An 18,472-nucleotide genomic window follows, 5' to 3' on the forward strand; every position below is an offset into this window, starting at 1 on the left:
GCTTACCTTTGTGCCATAACTATGATTGCATCTGTTATCGCAGTTAACCAAGATAGCAATACGCAGTCGCTGGCTGCATAACTTAAATCTATCGGGTTTTAAAAGAACAAAATACTTTGAAGGGGGTACTATGTCCTTTTTCGGAAATTGTCATAGTCTGACTGTTATATCTTAGCCAACATGGTAATAAATGTTATTGCTAATTATAACAGATAGCTTTGACTTATCTTTTTTCGAATATTTTTTTGAATTATGCAAAAGTCTCAATCAGCATGGCAACCAAACATGTATAACTTTTTTTCATTTCTATTATAAACAGTATAGTGATATACTTTTACTATATAGACTATTAGGAGAAGACATTAGCCTGCTTATTTGGCGATGGATGTCAGCCCCGTTGTTTTTTGAAATTAGAAAGGATAATACCAGTGACAGCTATTTATATGGATAATGCCGCAACTTCTTTTCCCAAGCCGGAAAGTGTTTACGAGGCAGTAGATCATTTTAATCGATACATGGGGGGCAATCCTGGACGGGGCAGTAATCAGCAGACGCTTGAGGCAGGGTCGGTTCTGCTTAATACCCGTGAAACCCTGGCCCGCTTTTTTAATATTAAGGATAGCGCTGATATCGCTTTCACATTAAACATTACCGAATCCATCAATACTGGCTTAAAAGGGATGCTGCGGGCAGGTGATCATGTGATAACCAGCAGTATGGAGCATAATGCCGTTGCCCGACCTCTTAATGTGTTACGCCAGCATGGCATTGAATGGACCCAGGTGGCCTGTAGCCAGGACGGCAGCTTAGATCCCGAGGACGTGCGCCGGGCTATAAAAAAGAACACCCGTATGATCTGTATCCTGCATGCTTCCAATCTCACCGGCACTATCATGCCCATTAGAGAGATAGGCCATATTGCCCGGAATGCAGGGGTCACATTTTTGGTGGATTCCGCCCAAACCGCCGGGGTACTACCTATTGACGTGGAACTGGATAATATTGACATATTAACTTTTACCGGCCATAAAGGATTACTAGGTCCGCAGGGAACCGGGGGAATCTATATAAGTCCCCGTATTCAGGTCAAACCATTAAAAGAAGGGGGTACCGGCTCCCTCTCCGAATACCTGGAGCAACCCGATTTTATGCCGGATATTCTGGAAAGCGGAACCCTGAATACACCTGGTATTGCCGGACTTGGTGCAGGCCTAGATTTTATTGCAGAACAGGGATTGGAAAAAATAAAAGCCCGGGAACAGCTTTTAACCAACCAGCTCCTAGATGGGTTGCAGCAGATACCAGGTGTCACCCTGTATGGTCCAGCAGATAGCAACCGGCGTACAGCTGTACTGGCATTTAATCTTGATAATATGGACTGTGGGGAGTTAAGTACTTATCTGGATTATGAATTTGGCATCACCACCCGTTCCGGATTGCATTGTTCACCATTGGCCCATCAGACCATAGGTACTCTCGCCCAAGGGGCCTGTAGACTTAGTCCGGGATATTTTACGGAGCACGCTGACGTTATTAAAGTATTAACGGCCATCGACCAACTGTCCAGACGGCTATAAAATTGGCTTACCGGTAATAACTCAAAGATTTGCACCACAACGAAACCTCGTTGGTGGTGCTTTTTTTGACCGGGTAAAATTATGAGCAAAAAGAAAATAGCACTTATCTTTTCTGGCATATATTGGTATAATATATATAGTTTTCCAAATACGTTAAGAGGGGGATTTAATATGGATATTAATGGATTGGTAGCACTGGTAACCGGGGGTGCATCCGGACTGGGTGCTGCGGCGGTGGAAATGCTGATTGAAAAAGGTGCTAAAGTTGTTATTGCGGATATGAATGAAGAAAAAGGCCAGGAACTGGCTGCCAAATTTGGAGACAAGGCCGTGTTTGTTAAGGATAATGTAACCGTAACCGCTGAAAATGAAGCTGCTGTAGCTGCCGCTATTGATAAATTTGGCAAACTGGATGTACTGGTTAATGCTGCCGGCGTAGGCAGTGCGTCTAAAATAATAGGCAAGGATGGCCCTACCGTGTTGGATTGGTTCAAGATGGTTATCGATATCAACCTGGTAGGTGGCTTCGATGTTATGAGACTGGCAGCCTGGCAGATGAGTAAGAATGAACCCAACGACAAAGGCGAAAGGGGCGTTTTGATTAACGTAGCTTCCGTAGCTGCCTTTGATGGGCAAATGGGACAGGCGGCTTACTCCGCCTCCAAAGCCGGTGTCGTTGGCATGACCCTGCCTATTGCCAGGGATCTTTCCCGGGAAGGCATCCGGGTTCTGACTATAGCACCTGGTATATTTGATACGCCCATGATGGCATTACTGCCTCAGGCGGCCCGCGATTCTCTGGGTGCTCAGGTACCGTTCCCGAAACGCATGGGTGATCCGGTGGAATTTGCTTCCCTGGTATGTCAGATGGTTGAAAACTCCTACTTAAACGGCGAAACCGTTCGTCTGGACGGAGCCATCCGCATGGGTATTAAGTAATCAATATAAGCTTAGCTTGTCAACGGTCGGGTGTTATACGCCTGGCCGTTTTTTATTGGTTTTAAAAAAAATAAGCGAATCACTTATTTTCCAAGCGGGACAGTCTCCTTAATCGCCTTTAATGCTATAATTAAACAGATCAGGTTTGCCGAAGTAGGATTTTGGGACTTTAAACCGAATATAAGGTTTAAGGGAATCAGCATTTTAAACGGAGGCTGGTCATCATGAGGAAAGTACTTATTATAAATGATTCTGGTTTTGAAAGGGTAGTATTAAGGGATCAGGTACAGAACCTGGGCTTTGAGGTTAAGGCAACCGATGAATTCGAGGGATTAAGGCTGATAAAAAAATATCAGCCGGACATAGTTATTGCCAACCTGACCATGACCGATATTACCGGAGAGCAGTTAATCGAACAGATTAAGTCAATCCAGCCTGACATTCGCTGCCTGCTTTCCACCTGCAGCCGAAACCGGCACGTAGCGAGCCAAGCCGTTGATGGGTTATTGGAAACCCCGGCAACGCTGGAGCAGCTCAGCAGGCTGCTAAGTGATCAACCTGATTCCGGTTCGATTCAAGTCAAAGAGAAAAAACCGGTAGTTAAACTAAACAATTCTCGCCGGGGAGATAGCCCGGATGAAAAGGAATTATACAATAAATCAGATATTGGGGAGCATAATATTATAATAAACGATTTTGCCTTTTGTCCTTATTGCGGCAAAGGCTTAGAAAGCAGCAAAACCAAGTATGTTTTTTGTCCATTCTGCGGAAGCCGTTTATAGATGTCAAGGGTCAGCCCTTTTGTAAAGAGAGGTAAATGAAAATTAGCAAGATTAATCGCAATGATCTCTGCTGGTGCAATAGCGGGAAAAAATATAAAAAATGCCACCTGGAACAGGACACCAGATTGGAAGAACTGGCCTTGGCCGGATATGAGGTGCCAAGCCGGGGAATGATTAAGACCCCGGAACAGATCGAGGGGATTCGCCGATCCAGTCAGTTGAGCAAGACAATATTAGACAACCTGGAGGAAATAATCCGTCCCGGTATTAGCACCGAGGAGATAGATCGTTACGTGCATGAATACACGCTAAGCTGCGGTGCCCACCCGGCACCCCTGAACTACAAAGGCTATCCGCGTAGTGTGTGCACTTCCATTAATGAAGTTATCTGTCATGGTATTCCCGATGACCGCCAGCTTAAGGATGGTGATATCGTTAATGTAGATGTCACCTGTATTTTAAACGGTTATTACGGAGATACCAGCCGCATGTTTCTAATCGGGAATCCATCTCCTAAAGCTCAGGAACTGGTAAAGGTGGCCCGGGAATGCCTTTATCTGGGAATAGAACAGGTAAAACCCTTTCATCGCATAGGCCATATCGCTTATGCGATCGAACAACATGCCAACAAATATGGCTTTTCAGTCGTTCAGGATTTTGGCGGCCATGGGGTAGGGATTGCGTTTCATGAGGAACCCTTTGTACAGCATTTTGGCAGCCAGGAGGATGGCATGGTTTTAGTGCCGAATATGGTGTTTACGATTGAGCCTATGATCAATGCAGGCAGTTATAAAACGAAAATTTTGGCAGATGGCTGGACCACAATAACCGTGGATGGATCACTGTCAGCCCAGTGGGAACACACCGTTCGGGTAACAGATACCGGCGTTGAGGTCTTAAGCTTATAACCCAGGGTATTACACAGGGGGACGCTTTTCTTGCAGGTCATTTAAATAACCTACAAAAAAAGCGTCCCCCTGTCTGGATTATTTATTCATATCCTTGCTCCCGGTCTTGGGCTTCATCTTGAATTTCTACACGCATGGAATTTAGTGCTTCTTCACGCCGTTCATTTTTTCTGGCCAGATTTTTTATCATAGCGGGATTGTCGGTTTGGGAGATGGCTTCTTCGGTTAACTCAATATTACGGATGGTGTTAGTAATATTTCGCTGGATTTTCTCTACATTGTCACTGCGGTCATCGGCTTGGCGTTTCATTAAAATCCCTCCTTTAAACTAACATAGAATTGCTTTGGCATAATTATTGTTTGAATATCGGGATAGTTTTATACGGCCAGGCTTTTACTCTGAGCAGCCCAGATCCAACACATAGACCTTGCGTTCTCCCTTATCCGTGGGATGCAAAGTCAGTTGGCAAGAAAAAGCCTCAATCCCCTGCGGTGACAATTGCGATTTTAGGGTTTTGTAGTTACTGGCACTGACAATACCTACAACTTTTTTGCCCTGATAGTCGGCGGGCAGGGCTGGGGCACCAGACGAGGAAAAAACCAGCAAATCAGTGTTGCTGACCAGATATGGTTGTTCCGCTATTGTAAGCAGATAGGGGAGAGGATCGTTTTCCAGCATCAGGTTTTTATCCAGTACTACCAGGGTAGAACGACGGTCACTTAGCTCCATGGCTTTTTGAAAGACCTGTAAAGCCAAGCGGTTGGATTGGTTGGTACCCGCTTTCTGGGCGCAATAGCTATAGAAGGGGATTATCTGTACTACCACCAACAATAAGAGGGCTGCATAAGCAGGAATCGTCAGATTACGTTTGTTGCCCATAAATTCGTAGATTTGTCGGCAACTGTGAACCAGTCCCAGGGATATCATCAACAAGGCACAAAGAATGACCGGCATAATATAACGGGTAGACAGGAAAAAGGAATAGCGTGCATTAATCCAGGGCAACACCAGAAAAGAGGCAGCCAGGATGTATAGGGGCAGATGTTTTTTACTCTTAAAAGCCCGGTAAGCACCCAGCAAAAGCAGCAACAGGGCCAGAGTAAACCAGGGATAACCCAGGTAATGCCAGGGTATATCTTGATGGGCATAGGTTGAACTTACTGAGCGCACCAGATCAATAAACATATTCTGAGTGTTTTTCAGATAAGACATTAATCCAGGGTCTTTCTCCAGCGCATATCCTTTGTATCTGAGCCACGCCAAACTGCCTCCCCGCGAGACTATATTGTAATAAATCATGTTGCTGTAAGCTGTCAGGAAACAGATCACGGCTGCCCAATAATACCTGGTCTTGATGGCAGTTTGACAACGAAAGTACGGGCGCAGAACATAGATGCTTACTGCCAGTACATAGATAATAGCCGAGGCATGGGTTTGCAGGGTTAAAGCCCATAGAATACCTGACAGTATCAACCAGGCTCCGCTCTTTTTTTCTTCAGCTTGCCCAAGAGCCAACCAGGCCAGGCAGAAGAAAAATGGAGTCGTGCAATTGGACCAGGCCATATGCGTGACCAGGATGTGCATACCATTGCCCAGCAATAGCAATGCTGCAACCATCCCCACCCAATGACCAAACATTTTTTTGGCAATGTAATAAAAAAGAACTACGGTCAAGGCAGAAGTAATCGCTACATATAGCCGGGGCCAATAGACGCTCACCCCCGCCAGCTTGAAAATTCCTGCCAGGATATAATTATGCAAAGCGCCAATATCATGGGCAGTATTATGAAGCGGCAGAACCTGACCCTGATAAATCTGATAGGCTAGCTGAACTTCCTTTAATTCATCAATATAACGGGGGATTTCCCACAGCCAGGGAATTCGCACCAGCAATGCCAGGATAAACAGGCTGCCTGCCGGTATCAAGCGTTTTGGCAAACTAACCATGTCGGGCAGGCCGTATAGGTTTAAAAACAAGGCTAATCTGATTCTAAGTATATCCCGAGCCATGGTCAAAGGAGCCAATATTCGATGTACCGTGGAACCGGGGCAATCCTTGGCGGTTACCGCAATTTGAGCAGTCGGCAGCTTAAGTGATTTAATTAGTGCCAGGAGTTCAACATCAAAAGCAAATCCCCGTATGCGCTGACGTGGAAAGATCTGGGCTGCAACCTGCTGATTAAAACCCTTTAAGCCGCACTGGGTGTCTTTGATACCGGGCAAGAGCAGTATTTGTACCAGTAAATTAAAGGCTTTGCCCTGTAAAAAGCGCCCAAGCGACTCACCAGCAACCCGTTTTCCGACCGCACCTTGACGGCAGGCAATAACGGCGGCATCTCCCTGAAGAAGTTTTTTGGCAAGCCTGATGATATGTTCCGGGGTAAATGTTGCATCCGCGTCAGTAAATATCAGATATTCACCGGCCGCGTGGCACATACCGGTGCGAACCGCCGCACCTTTTCCTTGATTGGTTTTATGCTGCAGGTAACGGATAAATGGGTATTGCTGCGTCAATTCCTCAACTATCTCCCGGGTGCGATCCTGGCTGCCGTCATCTACCACGACTATTTCTAAGAGGAAGTGCTCTAAAAGGGCGGGTGCCAATTGGCGCAGCCTTTGTGGCAAACGGTGTTCTTCATTATAGGCGGGAATTATTATGCTGACCATTCCGGGCTGGTAACCGGCGGGTTGGAAAATAGTTCTAGCTTCCCGATTGGCAAAAACCCAGTGGCGATAGGTCAGGAAATTCCAAGTAATGGATAGGATAGCCCCCATTATTTTGGCCCCATTTAAAAACAGATATGGTGACTGGGATATTAAAATAGGCAACGCGGTGATCAGTGCCACCGTACTGCTGTTGATGGCAATACCTATTAAAGAAGCGGTGATGAAACGTGTTATCTGACCTTTTCTATCAGGCGAGGTTGGAAAAGTCCAATTTTGGTTTAAAATAAAACTATTACACATGGCCAGGCTTACGGCCAGGGTATTGATCAACCCGATGCCTAATGGGCTTTGTGCCCCGGTTAGGTATACTAAAAAATTAAATACCCCGAAATCAATCAAGGTGTTTACTAATCCGGTTAGGGCAAATTTAGTAAATTGGGTCAGCAAAATAAAACATCATTCCTTATAAGCAGATAAAAACAGTTTTCCCCAAAAGTCATAAAATAACGGTGTGTTTTTAAAAACAGCCGGGCTAGTTATTCTTTTTGGGGCTTGATTTAAGCATGGAATTAAATTTGCTGGGTGAATTAAAAATGTTTTGATACAATGATGCTTAGGCCAAGTTGATACTCTATATCAGACAAAGTAATGGAGGTAAAAAAAGTGCATAAGAAGTTATTTATTCCCGGTCCGGTAGAGGTTAGACAGGAAGTGCTGGAAAAAATGGCTACCCCTATGATAGGACATCGGAGCAAGAATGCTTCCGATTTGCAGCACCGGATTAGTGATAAAATACGTCAGGTGTTTTACACTCAGGAAGAAATATTACTCTCCACCAGTTCGGGCAGTGGTTTGATGGAAGGAGCGGTGCGTTCCTGTACCCTAAAAAGGGCGGCGGTTTTCTCCGTGGGGGCTTTTGGCAAGCGCTGGTTTGAAATGGCTCAGGCCAACAATGTTCCGGCTGATCTGTTTGAAGTTGACTGGGGTCAGGCCACAACTCCCCAATTGGTGGAGGAAGTGCTTTCCACCGGTAAATATGACCTGATGACCATTACCCATAATGAAACCTCTACCGGTCTGATGAACCCGGTTGAAGAAATCGCGGACGTTGCTAAAAAATACCCCGAGGTGGTCTACTGCCTGGATGCGGTTAGCTCCATGGGCGGGACTAAAATTCAAGTCGACCAACTGGGTGTGGATATTTGCATTACCTCGACCCAGAAAGCCCTGGGTTTGCCGCCGGGACTGGCGATCTGCTCCATGTCAGCCAAGGCCGTAGAAAGAGCCGGGCAAGTTCCAAACCGGGGGTATTATCTAGATCTGCTGGCCCTGTATGATTACATTCAAAAGAAGGATTACCAGTATCCCTCGACCCCTTCCTTATCCCATATGTTTGCCCTGGACTATCAGTTGGATCTGATACTTAAGGAAGGTCTGGATAATCGTTTTCGCAGACATCAGGAAATGGCCGACTATGTACGCGATTGGGGACGCCGCCATTTTGGGCTTTTTGCTGACGAAAGATATCTTTCCAACACCGTGACCACTTTTAACAACAGCCGGGGAATAGATGTCGCTGCCTTGAACCAGGAATTGGGCAGGCGGGGTTTCCAAATATCGAACGGGTATGGCAAATTAAAAGACCAGACCTTCCGTATTGCCCATATGGCAGATTGCACCCTGGAGGAAGTAAAGGAACTGATTGCCCATATCGATGATATTTTAAAACTATAATTAGTGAATGCGTACAGGGGGATATCTCTTGAACGCAGCAGAACCAAGGGACAGGAGGATAAAAAAAGATGGCAATAATCAGACCATTTCGGGCCATCCGGCCCAGACCGGATCTGGCCCGACAGGTTGCGGCTTTGCCTTATGATGTAATGAGCACGCAGGAGGCCCGGGATATGGTTGCGGGTAACCCATACTCTTTTTTACATGTTGACAAGGCAGAAATTGACCTTGATCCCGGGATTGATTTATATGATCCGCAGGTATATCAGAAGGCCAAAGAAAATCTGCAGCAGATGATAGACGAGGGAGTTCTGCAAGAAGACCGCCAGGCTTGTTTATATATTTACCGTCAGACTATGCAGGGCAGGAGCCAGACCGGCATAGTGGCCTGCTGCTCCATAGACGAATACCTACAGAACAAAATAAAAAAACATGAATATACCCGCGCAGATAAAGAACAGGATCGTATCAATCATGTCAATATCTGTGACGCTAATACCGGCCCCATTTTTTTGACTTATCGAGGCCAATTTAAAATCAATCAAATCATTGCTGAATGGACTGAAAAGCTACCGGCCAACCATTTTGAAACAGAAGACGGGATTTTGCATACGGTTTGGTTGATAGATGAGCAGTCTACCCTTTCAAAACTTCAGCAGTTATTCCTTGAGGTTGAAGATCTTTATATCGCGGACGGTCACCACCGCTGTGCGTCAGGAGTAAAAGTAGGCCAGCTGCGGAGGGAAGGAAATCCTGATTATACCGGTGAGGAGGAGTTTAACTTCTTCCTGGCAGTAATTTTCCCGGATGAAGATCTGTATATAATGGATTACAACCGGGTCGTCCAGGATTTGAACGGGCTGACCCAGGAACAGTTTTTAAGTAGGCTAAAGACAGATTTTATTGTTAGCAGGGTTCAAAGCGATAAGCCGTACAGACCTCAGCAAATACATACCTTTGGCATGTATTTGGGTGGGCAGTGGTACAAACTGGAATCGCGAGCAGGCAGTTTTGATCAAAATGATCCCGTTGCCCGCCTGGATGTATCCATATTGCAGAATAACCTGCTTAAGCCCATCCTGGGCATTGATAATCCGCGAACCGACAAACGCATTGATTTTGTAGGAGGAATTCGCGGCCTGGGTGAACTGGAAAGAAGAGTGCAGGAGGGGATGCAGGTAGCCTTTTCCATGTACCCAACGACAATTCAGGAACTGATGGACATTGCCGATGCCGATCAGATCATGCCCCCTAAATCCACCTGGTTTGAGCCCAAATTACGCAGCGGACTGTTTATCCATAAGTTATCTTAGGACTCATAAAAAGACCGTTTAATAACGGCATAAAATATAATATGCCCCCCCACAGGCCGACATCAAAAGATGTTGGTCTGTTGTATTATGACATTTTAAAACTTCATTAGATCGAGCTAATTCTTTCCCGTGCAGATATTAGCGACAATCTAACTGTCCTTACCGGTTGAAAGAAAAAAATGTCGAAAAATGTTGACGCACTTAGTGAAAAAAGGTACAATCAAAACTGTAAAAAGCAGTGCATGGTTTCTGGTCAGACAGTATCGTGTAATTTATTCTCCCCTGTGGAAAATAAATATGAATGAAATAATTTGTGATTATTTTCACAGAATTTAATAAATCACCGGTTGGGAGCCAACCGCAGGAAAAATGCCGAGGAAAAAATAATTTATTAAGTCGGTTGAGGACGAGGAGGTAAAAAAATGTGCAGTTGTGGTGAAGGGATTAAGGATCTGCGATACACGGCCCTGGAAAAAATGTTGGAGAATTATCAGCATTGCCCAGAGAAAATAATTCCTGTTTTACAGGAGACTCAGGGTATTTTCGGATATATCCCGGCAGCGGCAATTCAGCAAATTTCAAACGCTCTGGATATGCCGTCCAGCGAAATTTTCGGAGTGGTTACTTTTTATGGTCAATTCCATCTTCAGGCTCGGGGAAAAAACATTATTCGTATTTGCAGTGGTACTGCCTGCCACGTACGGGGCGGAGGCCAGGTGCTGGACGCTATTGTTAAGGGGTTAGGTTTGATGAATGGCAGGACTACTACCGAAGATTTAATGTTTACGCTGGAACCGGTAGCTTGCCTCGGGGCCTGTGGTATGGCCCCGGTTATTATGATTAATGATGATACCTATGGTCGGATCAGTCCGCAGGAAGTTCCTGCCATATTGGCTCACTATAAAGAAAAAGAGGGTGGCCAGGTATGGGTAGCCTGAGTGAAATCAAAAAACAGTTTCAGGCCGAGCTCAAGGCGTCCCCAAAGCGGATTAAAGTGGTTGTCGGTCTGGGGACATGCGGAATTGCAGCGGGCGGAGAAAAGGTGTTTAAGGCCTTGGATAAATATATAAAGCAAAATGAACTGCAGGCAGATATAATGAGCACCGCCTGTATCGGTATGTGTTATGCGGAGCCTATTATGGAGATTCATATTCCGGACGGCCCCAGGATTATTTATGGCAATATGAAGCCGGAGACGGCAGTTGAGATTTTAAAAAACCATATTTATGAAGGTAAAATCAATGTCGGTTATGCTATTGCTCAGGAAACGCGGGGGAACCAGGTCATTGAGGATATTCCTGAACTAAAAGATATCCCATTTTATAGCAAACAGGTAAAAACAGTCTTGGGTCGCTGCGGTGTTATCGATCCCGAGCGGATTGAACAATATATTGCTGCAGACGGTTATGAGGCCCTGGAAAAAGCCCTGACGACAATGAGCCCGGTTAAACTGATTGAAGAAATTAAAATATCAGGTTTAAGAGGGCGGGGAGGTGGAGGCTTTCCAACCGGCCGTAAATGGGAAGCTGCCTATCAGTCAAACGACAGCAAAAAGTATGTGATCTGCAATGCTGACGAGGGGGATCCGGGGGCCTTTATGGATCGCAGTATACTGGAAGGCGACCCACATGCTTTGCTCGAAGGTATGGCCCTTTGCGGCTATGCGATTGGTGCTGATGAGGGATATATTTATGTGCGGGCGGAGTATCCGTTGGCGATTAGACGTTTGCGCAAAGCGATACAGGATGCAGAAAAAATGGGCCTTCTAGGCCAAAATATAATGGACAGCGGTTTTAATTTTAAAATAAACATTGCTGCCGGGGCGGGCGCATTTGTATGTGGTGAGGAAACCGCTTTGATGCATTCCATTGAAGGGAAACGGGGTATGCCCCGGGTGCGTCCTCCTTATCCAGCCCAATCGGGTTTATGGGGACATCCCAGTAATATTAACAATGTTGAGACATATGCTAATGTACCTGCAATAGTGCGCGCAGGCGGCTCTTGCTTTGCCGAAATTGGAAGCGCTAACAGCAAGGGCACGAAGGTATTTGCCTTGACCGGCAACATAAATCATACCGGGCTGGCTGAAGTTCCAATCGGAATATCGCTGCGGGAAATTGTTTTTGAGATCGGTGGCGGAATCCAAAATAACCATTGCTATAAGGCGGTTCAGATTGGCGGCCCATCGGGAGGCTGTATCCCGGAAGATTTATTGGATACGCCGGTTGATTATGACTCCCTTTTGGAGTTGGGTGCCATGATGGGCTCAGGGGGATTGGTGGTAATGGATGAATCCACCTGTATGGTTGATGTAGCCCGCTATTTTTTACAATTCACCCAGGAGGAATCCTGCGGGAAATGTACTCCTTGCCGGGAAGGTACCCGACAGATGCTTAAGATTTTGGAGCGTATATGTGCCGGGGAAGGAGAACCGGAGGATATCCCGACCCTGGAAAGACTATGTCGGGTGATTAAGGATACTTCCCTGTGTGGGTTAGGTCAGTCGGCCCCGAACCCGGTAATGGCAACTCTGCGTTATTTTCAGTCAGAATATGAAGCCCATATTTATGATAAAAAGTGTCCGGCGGGTGTATGTACCAACCTCCTTAAGTTCTGGATTGATGAAACCAAATGCAAGGGTTGCGCCTTGTGCGAGAATATTTGCCCGGTAAAAGCGATTAGCGGGGAACGTAAGCAAGTGCATTATGTTGATCAGGAAAAATGCATCCAATGTGGCAACTGTATGGCTGCGTGTAAGTTTGATGCAATCGTTAGAGCCTAGAACCGGGAAGGAGAATTCGATTTGGATAAAATAACTCTATCAATAAATGGAAATGCGGTTAGCGTTGCACCAGGTACCAGTATTTTAAGCGCTGCTCAGCAGGCGGGGGTTAATATTCCTACCCTTTGCCATCATCCGGATCAAGAGATCAAAGCCAATTGCCGAATTTGCGTGGTGGAGGTCAAGGGGTATGTCAATCTGTTGCCGGCCTGTGCCACATTGGTAAGCGAGGGCATGGAAGTTAAAACAACTACCGCCCGGGTTTTGGAAGCTCGAAGAACGATTCTGGAGCTAATTTTGGCGCGCCATCCCCAGGATTGCTTGCACTGCATGCGCAATGGCAACTGCGAACTGCAGAATCTGACCAGCGCCTATGATCTGCGCCAGACCGCTTTTTCCAAGGAACCCAGGCGACTGCCCGCTGACTTTTCCAGTCCGGCCATCGTTCGAGATCCTAATAAGTGTATTTTGTGTGGCCGCTGTACGGAGGTTTGCAGTACAACCCAGACAGTTCATGCTTTGGGTATGGCTTATCGTGGTTATGATGCTCTGGTCGTCCCTTCCCTGGGGCAGGATCTGCTGGCTAGCCCCTGTGTAATGTGTGGGCAGTGCATTCATGCCTGCCCTGTAGGCGCGATTGGTGAGCGTGAGCAGATCGGTGAGCTGTTAACGGCACTGGCAGACCCGCAAAAAATTGTGGTTACTCAGATAGCTCCGTCTGTTAGGCTGGCAATAGCGGAGGAATGGGGACGGGAGAGTGGATCTTTGCCCATGGAACAATTGGTAGCCGGCATACGAAACATAGGCTTTGATTACGTTTTAAATACCAATTTTACAGCCGATCTAACCGTAATGGAAGAGAGCCGGGAATTGCTGGAGCGTATCACCACCGGCGGCACTCTGCCCATGTTTACTTCTTGTTGTCCGGCATGGATAAGATTTGCGGAGATATTTTTTCCGCAGCTTTTGGGGCATATCTCAAGCTGTAAATCACCTCAGCAGATGTTTGGCGCTCTGGTGAAAACCTACTGGGCGGAGAAAACGGGTATTGACCCAGCTCAAATCTATTCGGTTGCCATCATGCCCTGTACGGCAAAGAAGTATGAAGCCCTGCGCCCGGAAATGAAGGATAGTGATTATCCGGACGTTGATCTGGTACTGACCACCCGGGAATTGGGGCGGCTCTTTCACATGACGGGAGTTAATCCATTTAACCTGGAGGGCAGCGATTTTGATTCCTGGATGAGCGAATACAGCGGAGCAGGAGTTCTTTTTGGAGCCAGCGGCGGTGTAGCCGAAGCAGCTCTGCGCACTGTCTGCCAAGCCGCTACCGGGCAGGAGCTGCCTCCTCTTGATTTTCAGGAACTAAGAGGGATGCAAGGTGTGAAGACAGCCGAGTTGAATCTAAATGGGGATATAATTAAGGTAGCTGCCGTGCATAGCTTAAGTAATGCCCGGGAATTGGCGGAAGCTGTAAAAGCCGGAGAATCACCCTATCATTTTATTGAGGTTATGGCCTGCCCGGGAGGCTGCATAGGCGGCGGCGGTCAAGCCTTTACGTCCAGTAATCAATTAAGGGCTTGCCGTATAGGTGAGTTATATAACGAAGAGAAAGGCAGGATTCTGCGTAACGCTCATGATAATAACGAAGTGAAGCATCTGTATGAGGACTACTTGCATAATTCCGATGAGTCAGCAGTTCATGAGTTGCTGCACACCCACTATAGCCCCCAACCTAAAGTATTATAAATTAGGCACTCTTTGCTATTACCTCCTGTAAGACAGCCTGGATATCATAACAAGATTACAGGCTGTCTTTTTGGGGTTAATGAGCCTTTAAACATCTGACTAGAGGTCTTTGAGGGATTGGGCTTTGCGAATGATGCGTATCTTGCCGTCTTTTTGTATCAGAACCTCAGCCGGCAAGGGACGGGAATTGTAATTGCTGGCCATGGCAAAGCCATAAGCCCCGGCATCATGAACAATTAAGCCATCACCCTCCCGGCAAACCGGCAACACCCGGTCATGGGCCAGTATATCTCCGCTTTCACAGATGGGACCTACCAGGTATACCGGTTGTTCATACTCCTGGTACTCACGATTTTGAGCCGGAACTACACTGATTTCATGATAACTGTCATACATAGCTGGACGTATCAAGGTATTAAAGCCGATATCACAGCCTACAAAATACGTATTATAATTATTTTTGACCGCGGTTACGGTTCCCAATATGATGCCGCATTCGGCCACTACGTAGCGACCCGGCTCAATGCGCACCATAATAGGCCAGTGCTTTTCAACCCAGGTGGCAATCAAATCATCCAGTTCCTGACCAAGTTTATGCAAATCCAGGCGGGTTTCCTCTTCGTGACGGTAAGGGATTCCCATGCCGCCTCCGAAATCCACAACTTGAACAGTCGGCAGAGTCGCAGCTATGTCTAAAAGCTGTGCCGCGGCCGCAACATAGGCTTCAGTCTCCAGAAAGAGGGAGCCGATGTGCTGATTTAGTCCGGTGATCGTCATGTCATAGCTGTCCGCAATCTTCTGGGCTTTGGGCAGATCTTCAATGGCAATGCCGAATTTGGCTTTTTTACCGCCGGTAACTACTTTCTCATGATGTCCAGCTCCAATAATCGGATTTATGCGCAGACAAACCTGACCGCCCCGGTTTATTTCGCCCAGTAAGGCCAGTTGGGAGAGGGAATCTACGGATATATAAATATTACGATCCACTGCGTATTGTAATTCGTCCCGGGAAACATTATTGCCGATAAACATTATGCGATCCGCTGTAAAACCAGCCTTCATCTCCAGGTACATTTCTCCGGGTGACATGGCGTCTACGTCCAGGCCTTCATCTTTTATGATTTTTAATAATTCCACATTGGTATTGGCCTTGGCAGAATAGTTCACTCTGAAATGGGGATATTTGACCAAAGTGCGCAACTCCCGGCAGCGGTTTCTTAATACTTCTTCATCGTAAACATACAAAGGGCTGCCATATTCCTTTAATAGCTGCAGTACATCTGCCTTGGCGAACGCCTGTTTTTCATACCCCACTTTATCCACTCCTTCTTAATTACGGCCTATCTATAGCTGATTTCTTATTTATATTATAAAATGCCTAAGCTGGCAAGGGGGGTGGAGTTATTTAGACACTGAGCGGCACTCAGATGTTATCGTCTGGTCGTAAAAAGGCTCGATTTTTAGAATACCGGGCGAATTGGTCTTTTAAGTGCGGCTGTTCTTCAAAAAAACTTAGCAGATGACTAATTTTAGTCACTGTTTCTTTGCTTAAACTGTGTTCGATCTTTTCGGTTGCTTCTAAAATTCCTTCTGTAACCCCTAACAGTTTAAGGAATCGTTCGATTGTAGCATGGCGGTACAGCAAATACTCGCCCAGTGTCTTGCCTTTTTCAGTCAGTTTAATCAAACCATATTTCTGGTAATGCACCAAGGAAGCATCTGCTAATCTTTGCACCATCTTACTGGCTGACGGTGGTTGCACATTCAAAGCAGCGGCAAGGTCACTGATACGGGTATAGCCTTTGGTTCCAACCAGACGGCAGATCATCTCTAAATAATCTTCCATGCTGGAAGTTAGTATTTTATCTTCCTGCCCAATCAATTCATAGCCGCGTACGGTATAAAACCTTCCCTGTTCATCCCCCATAATGCTCTCCTATTTTGCTTCTTTACTATTATCTTATGCAGGCAATAAGCGGGGATTGTCATTTAATAGCTGACATATTATGCGGGGCGTTGAATTATTTAAATTGACGATCGGTGGAGATGACACTATAATTTTACTTAACGGTAAGTAAAATACCTTTTTTTTCTATTAGCAAATTATCCTAAATATCGGATCCGGCTATTATTGGGCAGCAAGTGCCTGCCAGCAGTGAGAAATCCAATCTAATTAAAGGGGGGTGGTGTGGCAGGCGTTTAAAGAATTTTAGACGTTACAAGAAAGATCATTAATAAAGCAGGAAATAAAATTGATGTGTTATTTTGCGTGACCTTTAGACAAGGAGGGGAGGAAATGAGAATGAAAAATATACTGATCGCCAACCGGGGGGAGATAGCGATTCGTATTGCCCGGGCCGCAGCTGATCTGGGTCTGGGGGCCGTAGCCGTGTATTCGGCTGATGATGATCGTTCTTTGCACCGGCGGATAGCCGACCGGAGTTATGCTTTAACAGGCAGGGGAGCAGGAGCCTACCTGGATCTGGAACAGATTATAATTGCTGCCAAGGACACAAACTGTGATGCGATTCATCCCGGCTACGGATTCTTAAGTGAAAATGCAACTTTTGCCCGACGCTGTGCAGAAGAAGGATTAACCTTTATCGGACCGAGGCCCGACCTGCTGGAACTGTTTGGAGATAAAACCGCGGCCCGTTCATTTGCTAAGCGGTGTGGGGTACCTTTGCTCCCCGGAAGTGCAGGGCCGGTGAGTCTCGAGGAAGCCAGGGAATTCTTCTTAACGCTTGGCAGAGATGCGTCTGTAATGATTAAAGCCACCCTGGGTGGCGGTGGACGAGGCATGCGGCCGGTCTATAAATTGGCTGATCTTGATGAAGCCTATGCCCGTTGTCAATCGGAAGCCCGTTCGGCATTTGGCCTGGGTGATGTATATATCGAAAAGCTTATTCGCCAACCCAGGCATATTGAAGTTCAGGTTATCGGCGATGGTAAGCAGGTGATACACTTAGGCGAACGCGATTGTACCATGCAGCGGCGTAGTCAGAAAATCATTGAAGTGGCCCCGTCTAAGGCCTTAACGCCGCAGCTCCGGGACAAGATTACCACTGCTGCCCTACGTCTGGCTCAGGAGGCCCATTTCCTCAGCCTGGGCACTATTGAGTTTTTGTTGGAAGGAAACGGCGGGGACGAAGCGTTATTCGCTTTTATGGAAGTCAATCCCCGCCTGCAAGTTGAGCATACTATAACTGAAGAAATAACCGGGATTGATCTGGTTAGAGCGCAGATTGAGATTGCCGCCGGAAAATCACTGGCAGAACTCGGCTTAACAGATGACGTTCCCCGACCTCGCTGTTATGCAATGCAACTGCGTATCAATATGGAAACAATTGATTCAACCGGCCTCGCCAATCCAACGACCGGTACCTTGAATAGCTACGAGATACCCTCGGGACCGGGGATCAGGGTAGATGGATATGGTTACAATGGTTACACCAACAATCCGGCTTTTGATTCGTTGTTGGCTAAATTAATCGTTACTTCACGCTCACCGCATTATCAGGACGTGGTCACGAAGGCCTACCGGGCTCTGCAAGAATTTAAGATTGAAGGTATTGAAACCAATATCCCTTTCCTGCTTAACCTATTACGCAGGCCGGAGATGCTTGAAAATAATTACCATACCCGCTTTATAGAAGAAAATGCCAGTGAACTGGTATCTGCTGACAGGCCGGTCGAGGATTTTTCTGCCTCCAACCCTTCGACAGCTCCTGAGGGGACAGTTGCGCTTAAAGCCCCGGTGTTGGGGCGAATCGTTGATATCGCTGTAAATGTCGGGGATCTGGTGACTGAAGGGCAGATTGTTGTTGTAATGGAAGCGATGAAGATGGAATACGAAGTTCAGGCTGAGCAGAGCGGCTATGTAATGGCAGTCAATGTGGTTCAGGATGATGTGGTCTCCTCCGGTGATCCGCTAATTTTTATTGCGGCGGCGGATAGATTCAGGCATGTAAGCTGAATCCTTCCCGGCTGCTCCCCGGAATACCGGTTTGCGGGGGGCAG

General features: G+C 46.5%; 14 protein-coding genes. 10 read left to right on the forward strand and 4 right to left on the reverse strand.

All coding sequences use genetic code 11. The features are described from left to right. Positions 1–428: 428 nt before the first annotated feature. From AAV90_RS04200 to AAV90_RS04215, 4 genes are all read left to right on the forward strand, one after another. Positions 429–1,577 (forward strand): aminotransferase class V-fold PLP-dependent enzyme, encoded by a 1,149-nt coding sequence (locus tag AAV90_RS04200; protein WP_198142810.1) that lies wholly within the window; start codon positions 429–431, stop codon positions 1,575–1,577. 171 nt (positions 1,578–1,748) lie between these two features. Next, positions 1,749–2,516, forward strand: a complete 768-nt coding sequence (locus AAV90_RS04205; protein ID WP_046496209.1) for an SDR family NAD(P)-dependent oxidoreductase — start codon at positions 1,749–1,751, stop codon at positions 2,514–2,516. 224 nt (positions 2,517–2,740) lie between these two features. Then, positions 2,741–3,298 carry a response regulator transcription factor gene (locus AAV90_RS04210; protein WP_046496211.1) on the forward strand — a complete coding sequence of 186 codons (558 nt, stop codon included), beginning with the start codon at positions 2,741–2,743 and terminating at the stop codon, positions 3,296–3,298. A gap of 35 nt (positions 3,299–3,333) precedes the next feature. Continuing rightward, a complete protein-coding gene (locus tag AAV90_RS04215; protein ID WP_046496213.1) occupies positions 3,334–4,206 on the forward strand; it encodes a methionyl aminopeptidase in 873 nt (290 codons plus the stop codon). Between the two features lie 82 nt (positions 4,207–4,288). Here the strand turns inward: AAV90_RS04215 and AAV90_RS04220 are convergent, their stop codons facing one another. Next, positions 4,289–4,516 carry a small acid-soluble spore protein Tlp gene (locus AAV90_RS04220; protein WP_046496216.1) on the reverse strand — a complete coding sequence of 76 codons (228 nt, stop codon included), beginning with the start codon at positions 4,514–4,516 and terminating at the stop codon, positions 4,289–4,291. Between the two features lie 84 nt (positions 4,517–4,600). Beyond that, a complete protein-coding gene (locus AAV90_RS14000; RefSeq protein ID WP_052729595.1) occupies positions 4,601–7,321 on the reverse strand; it encodes a glycosyltransferase in 2,721 nt (906 codons plus the stop codon). A gap of 216 nt (positions 7,322–7,537) precedes the next feature. Between AAV90_RS14000 and AAV90_RS04230 the strand changes: the two genes are divergently transcribed. From AAV90_RS04230 to AAV90_RS04250, 5 genes are all read left to right on the forward strand, one after another. Continuing rightward, a complete protein-coding gene (locus AAV90_RS04230; RefSeq protein ID WP_046496219.1) occupies positions 7,538–8,608 on the forward strand; it encodes a pyridoxal-phosphate-dependent aminotransferase family protein in 1,071 nt (356 codons plus the stop codon). A 68-nt stretch (positions 8,609–8,676) separates the two neighbouring features. Continuing rightward, positions 8,677–9,921, forward strand: a complete 1,245-nt coding sequence (locus AAV90_RS04235; RefSeq protein WP_046496222.1) for a DUF1015 domain-containing protein — start codon at positions 8,677–8,679, stop codon at positions 9,919–9,921. A 422-nt stretch (positions 9,922–10,343) separates the two neighbouring features. Beyond that, positions 10,344–10,859 (forward strand): NADH-quinone oxidoreductase subunit NuoE, encoded by a 516-nt coding sequence (nuoE, locus tag AAV90_RS04240; protein WP_046496348.1) that lies wholly within the window; start codon positions 10,344–10,346, stop codon positions 10,857–10,859. Beyond that, on the forward strand, positions 10,847–12,703 hold the full coding sequence (nuoF, locus tag AAV90_RS04245; RefSeq protein ID WP_046496224.1) for an NADH-quinone oxidoreductase subunit NuoF: 1,857 nt from the start codon (positions 10,847–10,849) through the stop codon (positions 12,701–12,703). The genes nuoE and nuoF overlap by 13 nt, the downstream gene beginning before the upstream one ends. A 21-nt stretch (positions 12,704–12,724) precedes the next feature. Further along, positions 12,725–14,452 carry an NADH-dependent [FeFe] hydrogenase, group A6 gene (locus AAV90_RS04250; RefSeq protein ID WP_046496225.1) on the forward strand — a complete coding sequence of 576 codons (1,728 nt, stop codon included), beginning with the start codon at positions 12,725–12,727 and terminating at the stop codon, positions 14,450–14,452. 99 nt (positions 14,453–14,551) lie between these two features. On the opposite strand, the gene lysA is transcribed toward AAV90_RS04250, so the two are convergent. After that, positions 14,552–15,766, reverse strand: coding sequence for a diaminopimelate decarboxylase (gene lysA, locus AAV90_RS04255; protein WP_242847480.1), 1,215 nt, complete (start codon positions 15,764–15,766; stop codon positions 14,552–14,554). Positions 15,767–15,875: 109 nt separating this feature from the next. Beyond that, positions 15,876–16,379: a transcriptional regulator MntR gene (gene mntR / locus AAV90_RS04260; protein WP_046496230.1), complete on the reverse strand. Its 504-nt coding sequence runs from the start codon at positions 16,377–16,379 to the stop codon at positions 15,876–15,878. Between the two features lie 369 nt (positions 16,380–16,748). On the opposite strand from mntR, the gene AAV90_RS04265 reads away from it, so the two are divergent. After that, positions 16,749–18,428 carry an ATP-binding protein gene (locus AAV90_RS04265; protein WP_052729596.1) on the forward strand — a complete coding sequence of 560 codons (1,680 nt, stop codon included), beginning with the start codon at positions 16,749–16,751 and terminating at the stop codon, positions 18,426–18,428. Positions 18,429–18,472 lie beyond the last annotated feature (44 nt).

Source organism: Syntrophomonas zehnderi OL-4 (assembly GCF_000983115.1).
Taxonomy (GTDB): domain Bacteria; phylum Bacillota; class Syntrophomonadia; order Syntrophomonadales; family Syntrophomonadaceae; genus Syntrophomonas_B; species Syntrophomonas_B zehnderi.